Annotated in this window: 20 protein-coding genes; 6 read left to right on the top strand and 14 right to left on the bottom strand. The window is 64.9% G+C overall.

Annotation, left to right across the window (positions count from 1 at the left end; genetic code table 11):
• Positions 1–33: 33 nt before the first annotated feature.
• Positions 34–624: a peptide deformylase gene (gene def, locus KF719_RS06500; RefSeq protein ID WP_293507902.1), complete on the top strand. Its 591-nt coding sequence runs from the start codon at positions 34–36 to the stop codon at positions 622–624.
• Positions 614–1297 carry a COQ9 family protein gene (locus KF719_RS06495; RefSeq protein WP_293507901.1) on the top strand — a complete coding sequence of 228 codons (684 nt, stop codon included), beginning with the start codon at positions 614–616 and terminating at the stop codon, positions 1295–1297. Before def ends, KF719_RS06495 begins: the two co-directional genes overlap by 11 nt.
• Before the next feature lies 1 nt (position 1298).
• On the opposite strand, the gene KF719_RS06490 is transcribed toward KF719_RS06495, so the two are convergent.
• From KF719_RS06490 to KF719_RS06440, 11 genes are all read right to left on the bottom strand, one after another.
• Complete coding sequence (locus tag KF719_RS06490) at positions 1299–1922, bottom strand: PAS domain-containing protein (protein ID WP_293507900.1); 624 nt, start codon at positions 1920–1922, stop codon at positions 1299–1301.
• A gap of 109 nt (positions 1923–2031) precedes the next feature.
• Entirely contained in the window at positions 2032–2652 is a 621-nt protein-coding gene (locus KF719_RS06485) for a PAS domain-containing protein (protein WP_293507899.1), read from the bottom strand.
• A 79-nt stretch (positions 2653–2731) separates the two neighbouring features.
• Positions 2732–3829, bottom strand: a complete 1098-nt coding sequence (locus KF719_RS06480; protein WP_293507898.1) for a 5-(carboxyamino)imidazole ribonucleotide synthase — start codon at positions 3827–3829, stop codon at positions 2732–2734.
• Positions 3829–4335, bottom strand: coding sequence for a 5-(carboxyamino)imidazole ribonucleotide mutase (gene purE / locus KF719_RS06475; RefSeq protein WP_293507897.1), 507 nt, complete (start codon positions 4333–4335; stop codon positions 3829–3831). The genes KF719_RS06480 and purE overlap by 1 nt, the downstream gene beginning before the upstream one ends.
• 102 nt (positions 4336–4437) lie before the next feature.
• On the bottom strand, positions 4438–5523 hold the full coding sequence (locus KF719_RS06470; protein ID WP_293510600.1) for a sulfate/molybdate ABC transporter ATP-binding protein: 1086 nt from the start codon (positions 5521–5523) through the stop codon (positions 4438–4440).
• A gap of 4 nt (positions 5524–5527) precedes the next feature.
• On the bottom strand, positions 5528–6337 hold the full coding sequence (gene cysW, locus KF719_RS06465; RefSeq protein ID WP_293510598.1) for a sulfate ABC transporter permease subunit CysW: 810 nt from the start codon (positions 6335–6337) through the stop codon (positions 5528–5530).
• A gap of 111 nt (positions 6338–6448) precedes the next feature.
• Entirely contained in the window at positions 6449–7309 is an 861-nt protein-coding gene (gene cysT / locus KF719_RS06460) for a sulfate ABC transporter permease subunit CysT (RefSeq protein ID WP_293507896.1), read from the bottom strand.
• A 25-nt stretch (positions 7310–7334) separates the two neighbouring features.
• On the bottom strand, positions 7335–8741 hold the full coding sequence (locus KF719_RS06455; protein WP_293507895.1) for a porin: 1407 nt from the start codon (positions 8739–8741) through the stop codon (positions 7335–7337).
• A gap of 44 nt (positions 8742–8785) precedes the next feature.
• Entirely contained in the window at positions 8786–9811 is a 1026-nt protein-coding gene (locus KF719_RS06450; protein WP_293507894.1) for a sulfate ABC transporter substrate-binding protein, read from the bottom strand.
• 58 nt (positions 9812–9869) lie between these two features.
• The gene (locus tag KF719_RS06445; protein ID WP_293507893.1) at positions 9870–10316 is read right to left on the bottom strand and encodes an Rrf2 family transcriptional regulator; all 447 of its coding nucleotides are present in this window, start codon (positions 10314–10316) and stop codon (positions 9870–9872) included.
• 199 nt (positions 10317–10515) lie between these two features.
• Positions 10516–11634 carry a pectin acetylesterase-family hydrolase gene (locus KF719_RS06440; RefSeq protein WP_293507892.1) on the bottom strand — a complete coding sequence of 373 codons (1119 nt, stop codon included), beginning with the start codon at positions 11632–11634 and terminating at the stop codon, positions 10516–10518.
• A gap of 173 nt (positions 11635–11807) precedes the next feature.
• Here KF719_RS06440 and KF719_RS06435 point away from each other — a divergent pair, with 173 nt between their 5' ends.
• A complete protein-coding gene (locus KF719_RS06435; protein WP_293507891.1) occupies positions 11808–12527 on the top strand; it encodes a GGDEF domain-containing protein in 720 nt (239 codons plus the stop codon).
• Between the two features lie 9 nt (positions 12528–12536).
• Here KF719_RS06435 and KF719_RS06430 read toward each other — a convergent pair whose 3' ends face one another.
• Both KF719_RS06430 and KF719_RS06425 read right to left on the bottom strand, forming a co-directional pair.
• Complete coding sequence (locus KF719_RS06430) at positions 12537–12743, bottom strand: DUF465 domain-containing protein (RefSeq protein WP_293507890.1); 207 nt, start codon at positions 12741–12743, stop codon at positions 12537–12539.
• Positions 12740–13387 carry a UbiX family flavin prenyltransferase gene (locus tag KF719_RS06425; RefSeq protein ID WP_293507889.1) on the bottom strand — a complete coding sequence of 216 codons (648 nt, stop codon included), beginning with the start codon at positions 13385–13387 and terminating at the stop codon, positions 12740–12742. The genes KF719_RS06430 and KF719_RS06425 overlap by 4 nt, the downstream gene beginning before the upstream one ends.
• Before the next feature lie 108 nt (positions 13388–13495).
• Here KF719_RS06425 and KF719_RS06420 point away from each other — a divergent pair, with 108 nt between their 5' ends.
• Positions 13496–13678, top strand: a complete 183-nt coding sequence (locus tag KF719_RS06420; RefSeq protein WP_293507888.1) for a DUF465 domain-containing protein — start codon at positions 13496–13498, stop codon at positions 13676–13678.
• Positions 13679–13755: 77 nt separating this feature from the next.
• On the opposite strand, the gene KF719_RS06415 is transcribed toward KF719_RS06420, so the two are convergent.
• Positions 13756–15381, bottom strand: a complete 1626-nt coding sequence (locus tag KF719_RS06415; RefSeq protein ID WP_293507887.1) for an acyl-CoA synthetase — start codon at positions 15379–15381, stop codon at positions 13756–13758.
• A 385-nt stretch (positions 15382–15766) separates the two neighbouring features.
• On the opposite strand from KF719_RS06415, the gene KF719_RS06410 reads away from it, so the two are divergent.
• Together KF719_RS06410 and KF719_RS06405 are read left to right on the top strand one after the other, a co-directional pair.
• Positions 15767–17668, top strand: a complete 1902-nt coding sequence (locus tag KF719_RS06410) for a propionyl-CoA synthetase (protein ID WP_293507886.1) — start codon at positions 15767–15769, stop codon at positions 17666–17668.
• A 275-nt stretch (positions 17669–17943) separates the two neighbouring features.
• On the top strand, positions 17944–18774 hold the full coding sequence (locus KF719_RS06405) for an SDR family NAD(P)-dependent oxidoreductase (protein ID WP_293507885.1): 831 nt from the start codon (positions 17944–17946) through the stop codon (positions 18772–18774).
• The last annotated feature ends 271 nt before the right edge of the window (positions 18775–19045 follow it).

Genomic DNA, 19045 nt, shown 5'->3' with positions numbered 1-19045 from the left:
GCCGGGCGGGGGCGGCGGGCTCATATTGCGCCCATGGCCATACGAAAAATCGCCCGCATGGGACATCCGGTGCTCCGGGGCATCGCCCGGCCCGTTCCCGACCCCACCGCGCCCGCGGTGAAGGCGCTGGTCGCCGACATGATCGAGACGATGATCGACGCCAACGGCGCCGGGCTCGCCGCGCCGCAGGTTTACGAGCCGTGGCGGATCGTCATTTTCCAGGCGCCGGCCGAGCGGGCGGGCGAGGCGGTCGACGAGGCCGAGATTTTCGATCACACGGCGCCGCTGACCGTCCTCATCAATCCCGAAATCGAGATCCTGTCGGGGGAAACCGAAAAGGGCTGGGAGGGTTGCCTGTCGGTGCCGGGGCTTCGCGGTCTCGTGCCGCGCAGCCTCGACATCCGCTATCGTGGCGTCACGCCCGACGGCGATACGATCGAGCGCCGCGCGCGCGGCTTTCATGCGCGCGTCGTGCAGCATGAATGCGACCATCTCGACGGCATTCTCTATCCGCAGCGGATGGACGATCTCGGCGAGCTGATATTCGAAAGCGAGGCGCGCGCCATGCTGGCGGCCCAAGTTGAAGCGGAAGAAGCGGAAAGGGACGATGCCGATGGCCGATAGAAAAGCCCGCCCCGGCGCCCATGCGCGCAAGGCCACCCATGTCGCGGCGGCGCAAGCGAAAATTCTCGCCGCCGCACTCCCCCATGTCGCCTTCGATGGCTGGACGCCGCGCCTGATGCGCGAGGCGGCGGAAGCCGCGGGCGTCGATCACAACGAGATGCGTCTTGCCTTTCCGGACGGCGCGCTCGATCTCGTCGATTATTTCCTGGCAGATGGCGACCGGCGCATGGCGGAAGCGCTGGCGGGCGAAGACCTTGCCGCGATGAAAGTGCGCGAACGCATCACGCGCGCCGTGCGCACCCGTATCGAGACCGACGCCCCGCATGTCGAGGCGGTGCGCCGCGCCGTCACGCTGCTGGCGTTGCCGACATCGGGCACACGCGGCCCCCGCGCGCTCTACCGCACGGTCGACGCGATCTGGCGCGCCGCCGGCGACACCGCCACCGATTTCAATTTCTACACCAAGCGCGCGACGCTGGCCGGCGTCTATTCCGCCGTCACGCTTTACTGGCTTGCCGACCGCTCGGAAGATTTCGCCGACACATGGGCCTTTCTCGACGCACGCATCGAGGATGTGATGCGCTTCGAAAAAGCCAAGGCATCCGTTCTGGGCGTTGTCGAAAAGCTGCCGGACCCCTTCGCGCTGCTCGGCCGCCTGCGCTACCGGGAATAGCTCAGGGCGTGCCGAAGCCGATATCGATCCAGATCATACGATCGAATTCGGCGCCAAAGACCGTATCGTCCAACGTAATGTCGTAGTCGGTCGGCTCATGCGCGCTGTGCATGCCGAGAATGCGTGGCGGCTGTGGATGCGGGGCATGCATCGGCAGATAGAGCGTCTCTATTTTCGAAATGCGGCCCGATCTGAAGCGGGTGACGTGACGGGCCTGCCAGCCGCAGGGACGGTAGCCAATTTCGTGCATATCCCGGCTGCATTGAAGCCGTGTCTGCGCCGGAATGAAGTCCAGCAGGTTCGCCCCCGTCAACTCGAAGTCGAGTTGCGTGGTAACTTCCGTTCCGACCAGTCTGTGACTGATCTGTTCCGGGCTGTTCAGCGACAGAACCGTCAGGCTTGGAAGCCACCGCTTCACGGCTGCGGGACTGAATGCCGCCGCATCCGGCATTCCGTTTATGCGCGGCAGACCGTTCCAGTATCGAAACACGGCGCTCTGGGCGGGGTTGTCGAGCAGCGGCGATTCAGACGGCTCGCCCTTGCTTGCGTCGCAGGTGCGAAGCAGACGCCGGACGTCCTCCGGCATCTCGACGGCGCCGACATAGCTGGCCGCACTGGGGGGCATTTCGATCTCTCGCTTCCATTTCCGGCAGGTGTTCGACGCATCGGAGCGGTGCCGCAAGCGCTCGAAAGTCTGGTCCCCGGAACGTTGACGCCCAATTGCCGGACAGGATCTAAGTCGGCACACCCCGGCCCACATCGATCCAGACGATTTCGTCGATCGAGGTGGCGCAGACCGTGCGGTCGGCGGGCTGCTGATACTCCACCGCCTCTTCCGGCGCATGCACCGCAATCATGCGCGGCGGATGGCCGGCCGGCGCGGCCAGCGGCAAATAGAGGCTCTGCACATGCGACACGCGGCCCGAGCCGTAAACATTCACATAGCGCGCGTGATAGCCGCAGGGCCGGTAAGCGATCTCGTGCATGTCGCGGCAGACCTGGACCCGCGTCTCCGGCGCCAGCATGACGAGCATGTTGGTGCCGGTCGGATCGTGCGTCATGCGTTCGGCGACGCGCGTCCCGACGAGCCGGAAACGAATATCGGCGGGCCTGTGAATCTCCATGATGGTCGTGTCGGGCAGCCATAGCGTCAGCGCCAGCGGATCGAAGGCGGCGGCGTCGGGCGCACCGCTGTCATGCGCCAGCGACGACCAGTAGGCAAAGAAGTCGGTGAGCGCGCGCGGACCGAATGCGGGCGTGGCCGTTCCACGGCCGGCGCTCGGCGCATGCGCCTCCATGAGGCGGCGCGCGTCCTCGCCGATCCCGCTGAATGTCTGGCTTTCGGCCAAATCCATAGGCGTTTTTCCCGGTCCGGCGGCGGCCAATTCGGGCGCCCGCCGGGTTTCATCCTGCCTACAGGGTGAGGGCAACCGGTTAACGGGGCGTAACCGGCGGACGCTTTCCGAGCGGATAGAGCCGGTTGACGTGACCCATCTTGCGCCCCGCCCGCGCCTCGGCCTTGCCGTAGAGATGGAGCTTGGCGCCGGGTTCGGCGGCGACGGCGCTCCATTTTCCGGCGTCGGCGCCGATCAGGTTGGTCATCACGGCGTCGGAATGGCGCGCCGGGCTTCCCAGCGGCCAGCCGCAGATCGCACGGATATGCTGTTCGAACTGGCTCACCGCGCAGGCGTCCATCGTCCAGTGGCCGGAATTGTGGACGCGCGGCGCGATCTCGTTGACGAGCAGCCGCCCGTCGCGGCCGACAAACATCTCGACGCCCATCACGCCCGCATAGTCGAGTTCGGAAACGATCTTCGTGGCGATGGCGCGGGCCTCGTCCGCCAGCGCCGGCGTCAGCGCGGCCGGCGCAAAGGTGCGGTCGAGGATGTGGTTGGTATGAATGTTCTCGACCGGATCGTAGGCCGCGACCTCGCCGTCGAGCCCCCGCGCGACGACGACCGAAATCTCGCGCTCGAAATCGACAAAGCCTTCGAGGATTGCCGGCAGCCGGCCGATCGCGTCCCAGGCGGCGGCCGCCGCTTTCGGCGCGAGGATCTTCGCCTGGCCCTTGCCGTCATAGCCCATGCGCCGCGTCTTCAGCACCGCCGGCGCGCCGATCGCGGCCAGCGCGGCCGCGAGATCGTCCGTGTCCGCCACATCGGCGAAGGGCGCGGTCGCGATGCCGTTCCGCTTCAGGAAGTTCTTCTCGGTCAGCCGGTCCTGCGCGGTCGCCAGCGCGGCGGCGCCGGGGCGCACCGGCGCGTGTTCGCTGAGGATCCGCGCCGTTTCGGCCGGCACGTTCTCGAATTCATAGGTCACGACATCGACGCTGTCGGCAAAGCGCGCCAGCGCGTCCGCGTCGTCATAGGGCGCGCGCGTCAGCGCGGCGGCGACGTCCGCCGCCGGCACCTCGTCGTCCGGGCAATAGATATGGCATTTGTGGCCGAGCTCGGCGGCCGCCATCGCCAGCATCCGGCCAAGCTGCCCGCCGCCCAGAATGCCGATCCGCCCGCCGGGTGCGATTGCCGCCACTATTCGTCCTCGGGCATGTCGATGACGGCACCGGTCTGCGCGGCGCGGTAGGCGTCCAGCCGTTCGGCCAGCGCTTCGTCGGAAAGCGCCAGCACGGCGGCGGCCAGCAGCCCGGCGTTTTTGGCGCCCGCCTCGCCGATGGCGAGCGTCCCCACCGGAATGCCGCCCGGCATCTGCACGATCGAAAGCAGGCTGTCCTGCCCCGACAGCGCTTGCGAGCGGACCGGCACGCCGAAAACCGGCAGCGGCGTCAGCGAAGCCGTCATGCCCGGCAGATGCGCCGCGCCGCCGGCGCCGGCGATAATCACCTTCAGCCCGCGCGCCTTCGCCGACTTCGCATATTCGACCATGCGGTCGGGTGTGCGATGGGCCGAGACGATATGCGCCTCAAAGGGCACATCCAGCGCCTTCAGCGCCTCGGCGGCGTGTTTCATGGTCGGCCAGTCGGACTGGCTGCCCATGATGATGCCGACGAGAGCCCGGCCTGAATTGGAGGATTTTGCCATGCTTTCCGCCGATTTCTGCCACCGGGGCCCGCCCCCGCCAGCTTTGGAAAGCGAGGGAGTATAGGCATGGGGCGCGGCTTGGCAAGGAAAGGGGCGGGGGCGTCAATTCACCGGAAATATCCGGGCCGAGACTGCCCGGATGAAGACGCCCTGACCGACGCCGAGTTCGCCGCCGCTATGGAGTTCGCGCGGTACTTCCGCCTCGATCCTTTCCGCCCGGCCCTCGATGGAAAGCTCCACCGTGACCGTCGGGCCGAAGGGCCGGACGGCGCGGATGACGGCCGGAACGCCCTGGGCGAGTTCGCGCGATACGATTTCGATTTCGTGCGCGCGGACATAGGCGAGCGCCGGTCCCGAATAGTCACCGTCGCTTTCAATGGGGAAGGTGCTGCCCAGTATGTCGGCCTCACCGTCTTTTGCATTCGTCTCGAAGCGGGCGACGCCGCCGAGGAATTCGCAGACATAAGGGGTCGCCGGTTCGTCGTAGATGTCGGCGGGGGTGCCGATCTGCTCGACTTTTCCTTCGCGCATGATGACGACGCGGTCGGCCAGTTCCAGCGCCTCTTCCTGGTCGTGGGTTACGAAGATGGTGGTGAGCCCGGTCTCGGTGTGCAACTCGCGCAGCCAGCGGCGCAGTTCCTTGCGCACTTTCGCATCGAGCGCGCCGAAGGGCTCGTCGAGCAACAGCACGTTGGGCTCGATAGCGAGCGCGCGCGCCAGCGCCACGCGCTGGCGCTGGCCGCCCGAGAGCTGGCTCGGAAAACGCTTTTCAAGCCCCGGCAATTGCACCAGTTCCAGCAGGCGGCGCACCCGGCGGGCGATCTCGCCGGCACGCGGGCGTTCGTCGCGCGGGCGCACGCGCAGCCCGAAAGCGACGTTGTCGAACACCGTCATATGGCGGAACAATGCATATTGCTGGAAGACGAAGCCGACGCGGCGCTCGCGCAGGCTGAGCGTCGTCGCGTCCTCGCCGTCGAAGCGGATCGTGCCTTCTTCCGTCGCGGTGAGGCCCGCGATGGCGCGCAGCAGCGTCGTCTTGCCCGAGCCCGAAGGTCCGAGCAGCGCCAGCAACTCGCCGGGCCTGACCGTCAGCGAGACATTGTCGAGCGCTGCAAAGGAACCGTAGGACTTGCCCAGTTCCTCGACGTCGATGCGGACCGGTGCGCGCCGCGCGCCTTCGCCCGGCATCGTTCTAGTGCCGCCCGTGCGCGGCAAGCTCACCACCGTAGCGCCACTCGAGTGCGGATTTGAGGACGAGGGTGACGAGGGCGAGGAGGGCCAGAAGGGTGGCAACCGCAAAGGCGGCAACGAAATTGTATTCATTGTAGAGGATCTCCACATGAAGGGGCATGGTGTTGGTCTTGCCGCGGATATGACCGGAGACAACCGAAACGGCGCCGAACTCGCCCATTGCACGGGCGTTGCAGAGCAGGACGCCGTAGAGCAGCGCCCATTTGACGTTGGGCAGCGTCACGGTCCAGAAAGTGCGCAGCCCGCCGGCGCCGAGCGAGAGCGCCGCCTCTTCCTCCGTCGTGCCCTGTTGCTCCATCAGCGGAATCAGTTGGCGGGCGACGAAGGGAAAGGTGACGAAGATGGTGGCGAGCACGATGCCCGGCACCGCGAAGACGATCTGGTAGCCGTTGGCGATCAGCCAGGGACCGAGAAAACCGTAGGAACCGAAGAGCAGGATATAGACGAGGCCCGAAATCACCGGCGACACCGAAAAGGGCAGGTCGATCAGCGTGATCAGGAAGGACTTGCCCTTGAACTGGAATTTTGCGATCGCCCAGGATGCGACGAGGCCGAAGAGCAGATTGGCCGGCACAGAAATCGCGGCGACGAACAGCGTCAGCCGCACGGCCGACAGCGCATCGGGCTCGACCAGCGCCGCCAGAAAAGGTTCGACGCCGCGCCGGAACGCTTCGGCGAAGACGGCGGCCAGCGGCAACACCAGCATCAGCGCCAGGAAAGCGACGGCGATGGCGATCAGGCCGAACTTCACCCACGGGACTTCGCTGAGCGGTGTGCGGAAGCGCGCCCGCGGCGGCGTATTGCCGGCGGGAATGCGCGCGGTGTCGATGGCGAGGGGATCGATTGCCACGGGGTTTTTCTCCTAGCCGGCCAGTCCGATGCGGCGGCGGTTCCACGCCTGCAGCAGGTTGATGACGAAAAGTAGTGCGAAGGAAATCACCAGCATGATGGCGGCCACCGCCGTCGCGCCGGCATAGTTGAATTCCTCGAGCCGGATGACGATCAGCAGCGGCGCGATTTCCGACACATAGGGAATGTTGCCGGCGATGAAGATGACCGAACCGTATTCGCCGACGCCGCGCGCGAAGGCCAGCGCAAATCCGGTCAGCAGCGGCGGCATCAATGCCGGCAGCACAATTCGCCGGACGGTCTGGAAGCGTGTGGCGCCGAGCGTGGCGGAGGCTTCCTCCAGCTCCTTGTCGAAATCGGCCAGCACCGGTTGCACCGTGCGGACGACGAAAGGCAATCCAATAAAGACCAGCGCGACGACAATGCCGAGCGGCGTGAAGGCGACCTTCAGTCCGAGCGGCACCAGAAAGCTGCCGAGCCAGCCGTTCGGCGCATAAAGCGCGGTGAAGGCGAGGCCGGCAACGGCCGTCGGCAGCGCGAAGGGCAGGTCGATTGCCGCATCGAGCAGGCGCTTGCCGGGAAAGCTGTAGCGCACCAGCACCCAGGCGACGAGCAGGCCAAACACCGCATTGAGGCCGGCTGCGATCAGCGCCGTGCCGAAGCTCAGCTTCAGCGCCGCCACGGTGCGTGCGTCCGATGCCAGCCGCCAGAATTCCGTCCAGCCGAGACCGGCCGAGGTGATGAAGACGCCGGCCAGCGGGATCAGGATGATCAGGCTCAGCCAGGTCAGCGTCAGACCCATGGTCAGGCCGAAGCCCGGCAGCACGGAGGGAGACCGTTTCGGCAAGACATCTGCGAGTGATAGCGTCGACACGATGCGATCTCCCCCCCTGTTTCCGTTACCAGCTCACGCCGACGCGGGTGACGACGGCGTCGGCTTCGGTCGTGACACCGGCCCGTTCCGCGTCGATGCGCACATAGTTGAGGCCGACGCGGATATTGTCGTTCGGATACCAGTTGAGACCGAAAGCGTAGTTGTCCTGCGACCCGCCGAGCAACGCCCCGTCGTTGAGGTCGATCGTGCTGAAGCGCGCGGCAATTTCCCAGGCGCCGGCGCCGCCGCCCTTCAGCGAAAACGGATTGGCGGGTTTGACGCGGGAGAAGAGGCCGTTCCTGTAGTTGCGGCTTTCGCCGGTCAGCACGTAACCGAGCGTCACATAGCCGCCGTCGAAATTATAGTCGGGCAGCACGCCGGTCTGATCGACCGAGGCGACCAGATATTCGGCCTGCGCGAAGAAGGGCCCATAGATGCCGCCCAGTTCGACGCCGGCCGAGGTGTAGGTATCGGCCGCGAGGTTGCCCGTGTCGACGAAACGGTGGCCGTCGACCGCCGAGACTTCCGGTGTCGAGCGGAAGCGAACGCTTGTGCCGCCGAAACCGTTCTGGCCGCCGGCATTGCGCCAGTAGCCCGAAGTGCCCAGATGCAGCACCTTGCCCTTCTCCTGAATGGGCGCGAAGGTCGCGCGTCCGTGCACACCCCAGCCTTCGTCATTGGCGGCGCCGCCGGCGGTGTTGCTGTTGACGGCGAAGTTGGAACCGAAGACACCGCCGGTCGCCGTGTAGTTGGTGCCGGTATAGCCGACCGAGACGCCGGCCTTGAAGTCGCCGCCGGCGGTCAGCCGGTGATTGAAGGCCTCCACCGCAAGCGGCCGTTCCAGCAACACGAGATCGGTCGAACTCGTCAATTGTTCCAGCGAGTTCGGCGTCTTGTGCTGGCCGACCGTGATGCGGGTGTTGGGAAGGCCCGCATAGGCAATCCAGGCGTCCTTGACGTCCACTTCGCTGCCGGTCTGGTCGTTGCGGCTGCCCTTGGCGACGTCGGCCTCGAGGCGGTAGAGCCAGTCGTGGAAAATTTTGCCGTCGACGCCGATACGGGCGCGGCGCAGTTCCGTGCCGTTGTTGAGATCGACCGGGTTGTTGCCGCCCGTCTTGTCGTAGAAGGCGGCATCCGCTTCGACGCGGCCGCGCACCTTGAAGGACCAGCTTCCGTCGGACGCTTCGATGGCGGGGCCCTTGAAGACGACACCGATATCCTGCGCCGGCTTTGCGGCCACGGCCGCCTGGTCCTTTTTTACCGCGTCGAGTTCGCGCTGAAGTTCGAGAATGGTCGCTTCCAGCTTCTGGACACGTGCCTCGACCGGCTGGCCGGCAAGGGCCGGCCCGGTGAGCACGGCGCCGAAAAGCGCCGTGCTCAGAAGGAGGGTCGACTTCAATGATTTGGGTTTGAACGAAGTGGTCTTGTGCATTTGGGTGAACCCCCGAAATTTGAACGTGATCAAATGAAAGAGTCTTATCGGCCGGGCTGGTAAATCTGGTCGAAGACGCCGCCGTCGCCGAAATGCTCGGGCTGCGCTTTCACCCAGCCGCCGAACTTGTCGTCGATGGTGAAGAGTTTGACCTCCGGGAAGCGCGCGATGTCTTCCGCGGCGGCATGTTGTGCGTCGCGCGGCCGGTAATAATGCTTGGCGGCGAGACGCTGGCCTTCGGGCGAATAGAGGTAGTTCAGATAGGCTTCGGCGACCTTGCGGCTGCCCTTGCGGTCGGCGTTCTTGTCGACAAGGGCGACCGGCGGTTCGGCGAGGATCGAGATCGACGGCACGACGATCTCGAACTGGCCGGGGAATTCGGCCTGGGCGAGGAAGGCTTCGTTTTCCCATGAGATGAAGACATCGCCGATGCCGCGCTGCACGAAGGTAGTCAGCGAGCCGCGGGCGCCGGTGTCGAGCACCGGCACGTTCTTGTAGATGACGCCAACGAAAGCGCGCGCCTTGGCGTCGTCATTGCCGAACGTGTCGAGGGCATAGGCATAGGCCGCCAGATAATTCCAGCGCGCGCCGCCGGAGGTCTTCGGGTTCGGCGTGATGACCGCGATGCCCGGCTGGGCGAGATCGTCCCAGTCCTTGACGTTCTTCGGATTGCCCTTGCGCACCAGCAGCACGATGGTCGAGGTGTAGGGTGAGCTGTTCTGCGGCAAGCGCGCCTGCCAGTCCTTCGGCAGCAGGTCGCTGTGATTGGCGACCTCGTCGATGTCGCCGGCCAGCGCCAGCGTCAGCACATCTGCCTGCAACCCGTCGATCACGGCGCGGGCCTGTTTGCCCGAGCCGCCATGCGACTGTTCGAAGTTGACCGTCTCGCCGGTCTCCTTCTTCCAGTGTTCGGCGAAGGCGGCGTTGTATTCGCGGTAGAACTCGCGCGTCGGGTCGTAGGAGACGTTGAGGATCGTCGTGTCGGCGCGCACTTCGAATGTGAGGCCGAGCAGCAGCAGCGAGGCGCCCAGCAAGGCGGCCGAACGGCGTGTCAGCGATGAAAGGGTCATGGCTCTTGTCCTTGTAATTAAGTCGATCAAATTAGTAGTGTTACGGGGCAAAATTTTTTCAGCCCCCCAAAGCGGCCCTCAATCCTGTAGCGCCCGCTCCGGTCGCATCGGCGATGGTCGTTCCGTCGAGGATCGCCGCCGCCGCATCCCGTACCTCCCGCATCGTCCGGCGGACGGCGCAGGCCTTCTCGTCCCGGCAGTCGGCACAGCGCCGGTAGCCGGTCAGGCTGGCGCAGGGTATCGGCGCCAGGGGACCATCCATAATGCGGATGATCTGCCCGAATGTGATCGCATCGGCCGGCTTGGCCAGCGCATAGCCACCGAGTTTCCCCCGCTGGCTGCGCACCAGGCCGTGTTTCCTCAGGTCGAGCAGAATCAGCTCCAGAAATTTCCGGGGCACGTTCTGCCGTTCCGCTATGTCGGCTGCCTGAAGCAAGTCGCCTTCCTTCTGGGTGGCCAGCGCGATCATGGCCTTCAACGCGTATTTGGCTTTTTGCGATAACATTTGTCTATCTGTTAAGTAGGGTATCAACGGGATCGGCGACGAGTCAACAGTAATTTCACACGACCACAAGAAAATATTTTATATTACATTGTTTCCGTGTATATAAACCGCAAGGCAACCTGCCGCGCCCAAGACTACGACTTGTCGCCGATGAGTCGGAAGGGAAGGTTTGCCGCGACTACGGGATTGCGTATGACCGCTATCGGCCCGGCTCCCGCTCACACGCCGCCGCCGACCCGCAACTGACGCTCGCCACCTCTCCGCCCTCCGCCAAGGCCCGCAGCCAGTCGGTCGCCGTCACGCCTTCCACTTCATACGCATAAAGACGATCGAAGCGGATCAGCGTGTGGGGTGTGCCGCCGGCCACATAGGAACGGAAGCCGGGGATGGTGGCGGCGAGGTCGTTGCGGTTGGCCTCGATCAGCTTGTGCAGCCGCGTCTCGGTGCCGAGCAGTTTCAGGAACATTTCCTGCACGTCGTCATAGGCGTTGTCGAACTGCGCCATCGTCACGTTCGGTGCCGCAATGGATGCGCGGCGCCAGATTTCCTCGAAGCTGCCGGGCGTGCCGCCGTCGCTCACCCAGACCGGCGCATCGTCGAAGAAGCCCCAGCCTTCCATCAGCGGCACAACGGCCGGGTCGCGGTAACCGCCGGCGCCGTCGCCGAGCACCGCGATGCCCGCATCCGGATAGCGTTCGGCGATTTCGACCGCATACCAGGGCGCGGCGATGCCGCCGGCGCTCGACCCGGCCACAAGCACGCGCTCGGGCGCCTTCACATTACGGTAGACCCAGTCGAGCACGGCGCGGACATTGGCGCGGCCGCGATGGCGCACCGTGAATTCTTCTTTCCAGCTATCGTAAGTCACGTCGCGGTTGCCGAGATGCACGTCGCCGGTGCAATAGGTGACGAAGACCTGCGTCCAGTCCTTCAGCGGATTGTCGTCATAGGCTTCGTCGAAGACGCCCTTCAGCTTGCGCGGGTCGTTGTGGTCGATCTGCGATGTCGGGATATAGGGCGTCGGTTCCTCGTCGAGCGAACATAGATTGCCGTTCCAGCAGGCGCCGCCGCCATTGAGAAAGACGAAGAGCCGGTCGGACGCCCCCGGCTTCACATGGAACTCGAAGGGCGTGCCAAGCGCGCAGGAGGTCTCGCCGCCGGGCGCCAGCGTCGTCCAGCCGGGCTCAAGGCTTGCCAGCGCCGGCAGCGCCTCGGCCGGTCCGCCGCGCATCGTCGCGAAGGCGCCGAGCGCGACAGCCGCAATGGCGAGGAGGCCGAGGGCGAGCCCCGGCGTGAATTTCGGCGTTTCGGCGGTCATGGGGGGTTTTCCTTCGGGGCTGTTTGTTTTCTCGATTATGGGGCGCGCCGGGCGGGCCGCCTAGCCCCGGCCGCGGGGTCCGCCGGTTCCGGTTCGCATGGCGCTTTTCCCGAAAAAATGGCATTTTTGTCGGCGAATCGCGGCTCCGGCCGCAGAGGACAGGCGACCCCCGCATGAAGATCGGCGACACGCGGCCCGTATCGACCACCTCCTCCTCGACCCAGCGCGAGCGCGGCCGGACGGGCGAGGCCGCGGGTGTCGGCGCGGGCCGCCTCGTCAGCGACAGCGCCAGCATCATGGGCATCCCCGAGGCCGAGATCACGCCCGCCGTGCGCGACGCGCTGATGGCGCTGATGGGCGAGGTCGACCGGCTGCGGCGCGACATGACGGGCCTTCAGGACCGGTTGCGCGAGGCCGAAGCGCTTGCCGACCGCGACCCGCTGATCCCGGTCCTCAATCGCCGCGCCTTCGTGCGTGAGCTATCCCGCGTCATCGCCTTCGGGCGGCGCTATGGCGAGCCGGCGGGGCTTGTCTATTTCGACATCGACAATTTCAAGCAGGTCAACGACCAGCACGGCCATCCGGCGGGCGACGCGGCGCTGCACCACCTGACGAAGCTCGTCCTCGACAATATCCGCGAGACCGACATTGTCGGCCGTCTCGGCGGCGACGAGATCGGCGTCATTCTGGCGCGCGCCGACGAGGCGACGGCGAAGGCGAAGGCCGCCGCGCTCGCCAAGCTCGTGGCCGAGCGGCCACTCAAATTCGAGGACAAGGAATTGCCGCTGTCGATTTCGGTCGGCGCCGTCGCCTTTACCGGCGAGGACGAGGCGTCGGATGCGCTGGCGCGCGCCGACAAGGCGATGTACGAGGCCAAGCGCGGCGAGGAGTGAGCGTGGGCCTCAGGCCGTGATATCCGGAAACAATATGTCCTCGATCTCCTGGATGCGGTCGCGCAGATGCAGCTTGCGCTTTTTCAGCCGTTTGATCTGCAGGTGGTCGGGGCGCGGCGTTTCCTCCAGCGCATAGATCGCCATGTCGAGATCGCGATGCTCTTCCTTGAGCTTCGCCAGCGCCTCACGCAGTTCCCGTTCCTCGCGTTCGGTCATTTGCGTGAGCTGCCCGCGGGTTTCGGCGCGGCCTTGCGGACCGGGCTGCGGCGGCCGTCCTTCAGGTCCTCGCCCCAGCGCCGCGTATCGGGTGCTTCGAGGCCGAAGAGGTCGAGCATCCGCGCCGCGGTCTGCGTCACCATCTCGTCGATCGAGGCGGGCTTTGCATAAAGCGCCGGCACGGGCGGGGCGATGATGGCGCCGATTTCGGAAAGCTGCGTCATGGTGCGCAGATGGCCGGTATGCAGCGGCGTTTCGCGCACCATCAGCACCAGCCGCCGGCGCTCCTTCAGCATCGTGTCGGCGGCGCGCGTCAACAGCGTCGATGTGACGCCGGTCGAGATTTCCGACATCGTGCGCACAGAACAGGGTGCGACGATCATGCCGAGCGTCTTGAACGAGCCCGACGCAATCGCCGCGCCGATATCGTCCAGCCGGTAGCGCGTATGGGCCAGCGCCTCGACATCCTTCGGTTTCAGCCCGGTCTCATAGCCCAGCGTCATTTCGGCGGCCCGCGTCATCACCAGATGCGTTTCGACGCCCAGTGAACCCAGCATTTCAAGCAGGCGCACGCCATGGGCGACGCCCGAGGCGCCGGAGATTCCCACAACAAGACGGGGCGGTGTTCGGCCGGTTTTGCTCATAACCCCACCTTTACAATGCCCGCGCTTTCTTTGCGAGTAGGGTTCGACAAGGAGCCCGAAAAGAGTCACACTTTTCAGGTCTGAAGTTTAACGAAAGGACGGAATGAGATGGCTCTGGAGTCTCACATTGCCGAGCTTCGTGATCGCCACCGGGCGCTGGAAGTGGAAATCGAGGCCGAAATTCACCATCCCAGCAGCGACGATCTCCACATCGCCGAATTGAAGAAGCAGAAGCTTCGACTGAAGGAAGAAATCGAAAGGCTGGGCAGCGAAAGATCCGTTGCCGCCTGACACGAAACTCAGGCATTCACGTGAAACGACCGGCGCCGGGCCCCCAAGCCCGGCGCTTTGCATTTCGGGGCGTCCGCCTACAGCCCCTCCGCCGTCTCGCGCAGCTTGAATTTCTGCACCTTGCCGGTCGACGTCTTTGGCAGCTCGGTGAAGACCACCGTCTTCGGGCATTTGAAATGCGCGAGGTTGGCGCGGCAATGTTCGATCACGTCTTTCTCGGTCAGCGTCGCGCCCGCTTTCAGCGTCACGAAGGCGCAAGGCGTCTCGCCCCATTTCTCGTCGGGGCGCGCCACGACGGCCGCTTCCAGAATGTCGGGATGCCTGTAGAGCGCGTCTTCGACCTCGATCGATGAAATGTTCTCGCCGCCCGAAATGATGATGTCTTTCGAGCGATCCTTGAGCTGGATGTAGTTGTCCTTGTGCCAGACGCCGAGATCGCCGGAATGGAACCAGCCGCCGGCAAAGGCCTCCGCCGTCGCCTTCGGGTTTTTCAGATAGCCCTTCATCGTCACATTGCCGCGGAACATCACTTCGCCCATCGTCTCGCCGTCGCGCGGCACTTCCTCCATCGTTTCCGGGTCGCGCACCGAAATCCCTTCCAGCACCACATAATTGACGCCCTGCCGCGCCTTCACCTCGGCGCGCTTGTCCGTTTCGAGCGCGTCCCATTCGTCGTGCCAGGCGTTCACCACCGCCGGCCCGTAGGTTTCGGTGAGCCCGTAGACATGGATGACGTTGAAGCCTTCCGCTTCCAGCTTGCGGATGGTGGCCGCCGGCGGCGGCGCGGCGGCGGCGAAATAGTTGACCACATTCGGCAGCTTCCGCTTCTCTTCCGCCGTCGCGTTGATCAGGAAGCCCATCACGGTCGGCGCGCCGGCCATATGCGTCACCTTGTGGTCGGCAATCGCGGCAAAAATGTTCGCCGCCGTCACGCGCCTGAGGCAGACATGCGTGCCGGCGACCACGCTCAAGGACCAGGTGAAGCACCAGCCGTTGCAATGAAACATCGGCACCGTCCAGAGATAGACCGAGTGTCCCGTCATCCCCGCCGTCACGATGTTGCCCATGCCGAGCAGATAGGCGCCGCGATGATGATAGACAACGCCTTTCGGGTTGCCGGTCGTGCCGGATGTGTAGTTCAGGCTGATCGCCTGCCACTCGTCGGCCGGCAATTGCCAGTTGAAATGCGGGTCGCCCTTGGCGATGAAGCTTTCGTAATCGGTCTCGCCGATCTTCTCGCCCGGCCCGTCGTAAAATTCGTCGTCGATGTCGATGACAAACGGCTTCACTTTCGCCAGCGCCAGCGCGTCCTTCGCCAGCCCCGCGAATTCCCGGTCGACGAAGAGCGCTTTCGCCTCCCCGTGATCGAGCATGAAGCCGATCGCCGCCGCGTCGAGCCGCGTGTTGATGGTGTTGACGACCGCGCCGGTCATCGCCGGCCCATAATGCAGTTCCAGCATTTCGGGAATGTTCGGCGCGATCACCGCCACCGTGTCGCCGAGCCCGAGCCCTCGCTCGCTGAGCGCCGAGGCCAGCTTCCGGCAGCGCGCATAGAGCGTCGCATAGTCGCGGCGCAGGCTCCCATGCACCACCGCGATCTTGTCCGGATAAACCTCCGCCGCCCGCTTCAGGAAACTCAGCGGCGACAGCGGCTGGTGATTGGCCGGGTTCTTGTCGAGACCGGTTTCATAGGGGTTGGTCATGAGCGTGCCTCGTCGCGGGGGGAGGGGAGTTGGCCCCACGTTACTCAGCACCCGGCGGAGCGGCAAGGCGGGAGACGATCGCCGTCGATGCGCAAATTTTGAGCACTGAACAAACCAAAAATAAGAGTGTCACCCCGGCGAAAGCCGGGGCCCATTGGTTCCCTCAGCAAGAGCGATAGCACATGGCGTTTGCGCCACGCTCAATGATGGGCAGCTGCGGCAAGAGGCACTGCGAGTGGGCCCCGGCTTTCGCCGGGGTGACACTGCGTTTTTGGTTGGAGCATGGGCAGATCGACACGCCCAGCCCCAATCCTCCACCCCTCGACCCCGAAACCCGCTGTGCTAGTCTCGCCCCAACAAGAAACTCACCGGGGAGGCCCACGCGATGACCGGCTACAAGGACACTTACGACGCCTGGAAAAGGGATCCGGAAGGTTTCTGGGCCGACGCCGCGAAAGAGATCGACTGGTTCAAGCCGGCGACGCAAACGCTCGAAGTCAAAAACGGCCTCTCGCGCTGGTTCGTCGGCGCGGAAACCAACACCTGCTGGAACGCGCTCGACCGTCACGTCAAGGCGGGGCATGGCGCGCGCACCGCGCTCATCTATGACAGCGCCATGCTCGGCCGCGTCAAGAAATTCACCTATGCCGAACTCCTCGAAAAAGTTTCGCTCTTTGCCGGCGTGCTCCAGCGCCACGGCATAACGAAGGGCGACCGCGTGTTGATCTACATGCCGATGGTGCCGCAGGCCGCCGTCGCGATGCTCGCCTGCGCGCGGCTCGGCGCGATCCATTCGGTGGTCTTTGGCGGCTTCGCGCCGAAGGAGCTCGCGACCCGCATCGACGATGCGACGCCGAAGCTGATCGTCTCGGCCTCTTGCGGCCTCGAGCCCGGCCGCGTCATCGCCTACAAGCCGCTGATGGACAAGGCGATCGAGATGAGCGCCCACAAGGTTTCGGCCACCATCGTCTTCCAGCGCGAAATGGAAAAGGCAGTGCTCGTCGCGGGCCGCGATTTCGACTGGAAGGAGGAGATGGACAAGGCCGCCGCCGCCGATGCGCGGCCTGAATGCGTGCCCGTCGCCGCCACCGATCCGCTTTATGTGCTCTACACGTCCGGCACCACCGGCAAGCCGAAAGGCGTGGTGCGCGACAATGGCGGCCATATGGTGGCGCTCAAATGGTCGATGAAGAACGTCTACGACATCGACCCCGGCGACACCTTCTGGGCGGCGTCCGATGTCGGCTGGGTCGTCGGCCATTCCTACATCGTCTACGGGCCGCTGGTGCATGGCTGCACGAGCATTCTCTTCGAGGGCAAGCCCGTCGGCACGCCCGATGCCGGCACCTATTGGCGCATCATTGCCGAGCATGGCGTCAAGGCGATGTTCACCGCGCCCACCGCCTTCCGCGCCATCCGCAAGGAAGACCCGCAGGCCGCGCTTGTCGGCAAATACGATCTCTCGAAATTCGAAGTGCTTTATCTCGCCGGCGAGCGCGCCGATCCCGACACGATCCAGTGGGCCGAGAAGGCGCTGTCGGGCCGCCCCGTCATCGATCACTGGTGGCAGACCGAAAGCGGCTGGCCGATGGTCGCAAACCCGATGGGCATCGAGCGCCTGCCGGTCAAATACGGTTCGCCCACCGTGCCGCTGCCCGGCTACGAAATCCATGTGGTGGATGAGAGCAACAAGCAGCTCGGCCCCAACACGACCGGCGCCATCGTCGTCAAGCTGCCGCTGCCGCCGGGCTGCCTGCCGACGCTGTGGCAGAACGAACAGGGCTTCCGCGAAAGCTATCTCGCCGACTTCCCCGGCTACTACAAGACCGCCGATGCCGGCTTCATGGACGAGGACGGCTATCTCTATGTGATGAGCCGCACCGACGACATCATCAATGTCGCCGGCCACCGCCTGTCGACCGGCGGCATGGAGGAAGTGCTGGCCGCCCACCCGGACGTCGCCGAATGCGCGGTCATCGGCATTGCGGATGCGATGAAGGGCCAGGTGCCGGTCGGTTTCCTCGTCCTCAATGCAGGCGTCGCGCGTCCCGCCGCCGACATCGAGCGCGAGGCGGTCGCACTCATCCGTGAACGGATCGGTCCCGTCGCCGCCTTCAAGACCGCGATGATCGTGCAGCGCCTGCCAAAAACCCGCTCGGGCAAGGTCTTGCGCGGCACCATGCGCAAGATCGCCGACGGCGAGAAATGGGACACGCCCGCCACCATCGACGACCCGGCGGTGCTCGGCGAAATCGAAGCCGTGCTGAAGGCGGGGCTGGGACGGTAGGGGGCGCGCGAGTTTTTCCGATGCGCTCAACAAAAATCAGTGTCACCCCGGCGAAAGCCGGGGCCCATTCGCAGTGCTTCTTGCAACGGCCTTGAATGTTGCGCGCCGGCGCTGACGCCATGCGCAATCGCACTTGCTGAGGGAACCAATGGACCCCGGCTTTCGCCGGGGTGACAACTCTGTTGGTGGTTCGAGAAATGCAGCCCTCCCTTGCCTCTCCCCACCGCACCCCCCAGATGCTATACCTCCCCCTTCCCGAAACCCGGAGCATCCTCATGGCGGCAGGCGAAACTCTCAAGGGCAAGGTTGCGATCGTCACCGGCGGCGCGAGCGGCATCGGGCGCGCGGTCGCGCATGCCTTTGCCGATCAGGGCGCGAAGGTGATGCTCTGCGATGTCGACGAGGAAGCGGGCGAGGCGGTCGCCGCCGAAATCGCCGACCGCGGCGGCGAGGCGCGCTTCCGGTATTGCGATGTCGGCGAGCGGCTCGACGTGCGCAATCTCGTCTGCGCGACGACGGATGCTTTCGAGCGCGTCGATATTCTCGTCAACAATGCCGGTGTGGTTTCGAAGGGCGCGAGTTTCCTGACGCTTGAGGAAGAAGAGTTCGACCGCGTCATCCGCATCAATCTCAAGGGTCATTTCCTGGTCGGCCAGGCGGCCGCGCAACAAATGGTCAAGCAGATCGAGGAAGGTCACCCGCCCGGCGTCATCGTCAACATGTCGTCGATCAACGCCGTCCTCGCGATTGCCGACCAGACCGCCTATGTCGCGTCGAAGGGCGGCGTCAAGCAGCTCACCGAGGCGATGGCGCTGTCGCTTGCGCCTTACGGCATCCGCGTCAACGCGATCGGCCCCGGCACCATCGCGACGCCGATGGCCGGCGCCGTCAACACCGACGAGCGCGCGCAGAAAGTGATGATGTCGCGCACGCCCTTGGGCCGCGTCGGCCAGCCGGAGGAAATCGCCTCCATCGCGGTCTTTCTCGCGTCGGATGCCGCGAGCTACATGACCGGCCAGACCATCTATGCCGATGGCGGCCGCCTCTCCCTCAACTACCTCGCCCCGCCGCCGGTGAAGACGAAGGACGAAGAGAAGAAGAAGTAGGACGGGCGGTGCGCGCAAACCGGGGATAACTTTACTTATCCCCGCTTTCATCGAGCATGACGCCGCTGCAAAACTTATCCCCGGCTCGCAAGACCACCCTCGCAAAAACGCAAAATGTTCGGCGCCGGTTCATTGCGGGTGTCAAAACCGGGGATTACTTATTTTTATCCCCGCCTATCATCCGTAGACGGATCAAAAATCCGGGTGTTTGTGACAGATTTTTGACAGTTCGATGACAGTCGCGGGCGAAAAAGAAAAAGGCGCGGGTTTC

Source organism: Parvibaculum sp. (assembly GCF_019635935.1).
Lineage (GTDB): Bacteria > Pseudomonadota > Alphaproteobacteria > Parvibaculales > Parvibaculaceae > Parvibaculum.
Note: the sequence above shows the minus strand (reverse complement) of the source record. Positions and strands in the feature narration are given on the sequence as shown.

Excerpts from the sequence above, each read along its gene's own strand:
- def (WP_293507902.1), top strand. The coding sequence starts at position 34 with ATGGCCATACGAAAAATCGCCCGCATGGGACATCCGGTGCTCCGGGGC.
- KF719_RS06495 (WP_293507901.1), top strand. The coding sequence starts at position 614 with ATGGCCGATAGAAAAGCCCGCCCCGGCGCCCATGCGCGCAAGGCCACC.
- KF719_RS06490 (WP_293507900.1), bottom strand. The coding sequence starts at position 1,922 with ATGCCCCCCAGTGCGGCCAGCTATGTCGGCGCCGTCGAGATGCCGGAG.
- KF719_RS06485 (WP_293507899.1), bottom strand. The coding sequence starts at position 2,652 with ATGGATTTGGCCGAAAGCCAGACATTCAGCGGGATCGGCGAGGACGCG.
- purE (WP_293507897.1), bottom strand. The coding sequence starts at position 4,335 with ATGGCAAAATCCTCCAATTCAGGCCGGGCTCTCGTCGGCATCATCATG.
- KF719_RS06470 (WP_293510600.1), bottom strand. The coding sequence starts at position 5,523 with ATGCCGGGCGAAGGCGCGCGGCGCGCACCGGTCCGCATCGACGTCGAG.
- KF719_RS06455 (WP_293507895.1), bottom strand. The coding sequence starts at position 8,741 with ATGCACAAGACCACTTCGTTCAAACCCAAATCATTGAAGTCGACCCTC.
- KF719_RS06450 (WP_293507894.1), bottom strand. The coding sequence starts at position 9,811 with ATGACCCTTTCATCGCTGACACGCCGTTCGGCCGCCTTGCTGGGCGCC.
- KF719_RS06445 (WP_293507893.1), bottom strand. The coding sequence starts at position 10,316 with ATGTTATCGCAAAAAGCCAAATACGCGTTGAAGGCCATGATCGCGCTG.
- KF719_RS06440 (WP_293507892.1), bottom strand. The coding sequence starts at position 11,634 with ATGACCGCCGAAACGCCGAAATTCACGCCGGGGCTCGCCCTCGGCCTC.
- KF719_RS06435 (WP_293507891.1), top strand. The coding sequence starts at position 11,808 with ATGAAGATCGGCGACACGCGGCCCGTATCGACCACCTCCTCCTCGACC.
- KF719_RS06430 (WP_293507890.1), bottom strand. The coding sequence starts at position 12,743 with ATGACCGAACGCGAGGAACGGGAACTGCGTGAGGCGCTGGCGAAGCTC.
- KF719_RS06425 (WP_293507889.1), bottom strand. The coding sequence starts at position 13,387 with ATGAGCAAAACCGGCCGAACACCGCCCCGTCTTGTTGTGGGAATCTCC.
- KF719_RS06420 (WP_293507888.1), top strand. The coding sequence starts at position 13,496 with ATGGCTCTGGAGTCTCACATTGCCGAGCTTCGTGATCGCCACCGGGCG.
- KF719_RS06415 (WP_293507887.1), bottom strand. The coding sequence starts at position 15,381 with ATGACCAACCCCTATGAAACCGGTCTCGACAAGAACCCGGCCAATCAC.
- KF719_RS06410 (WP_293507886.1), top strand. The coding sequence starts at position 15,767 with ATGACCGGCTACAAGGACACTTACGACGCCTGGAAAAGGGATCCGGAA.
- KF719_RS06405 (WP_293507885.1), top strand. The coding sequence starts at position 17,944 with ATGGCGGCAGGCGAAACTCTCAAGGGCAAGGTTGCGATCGTCACCGGC.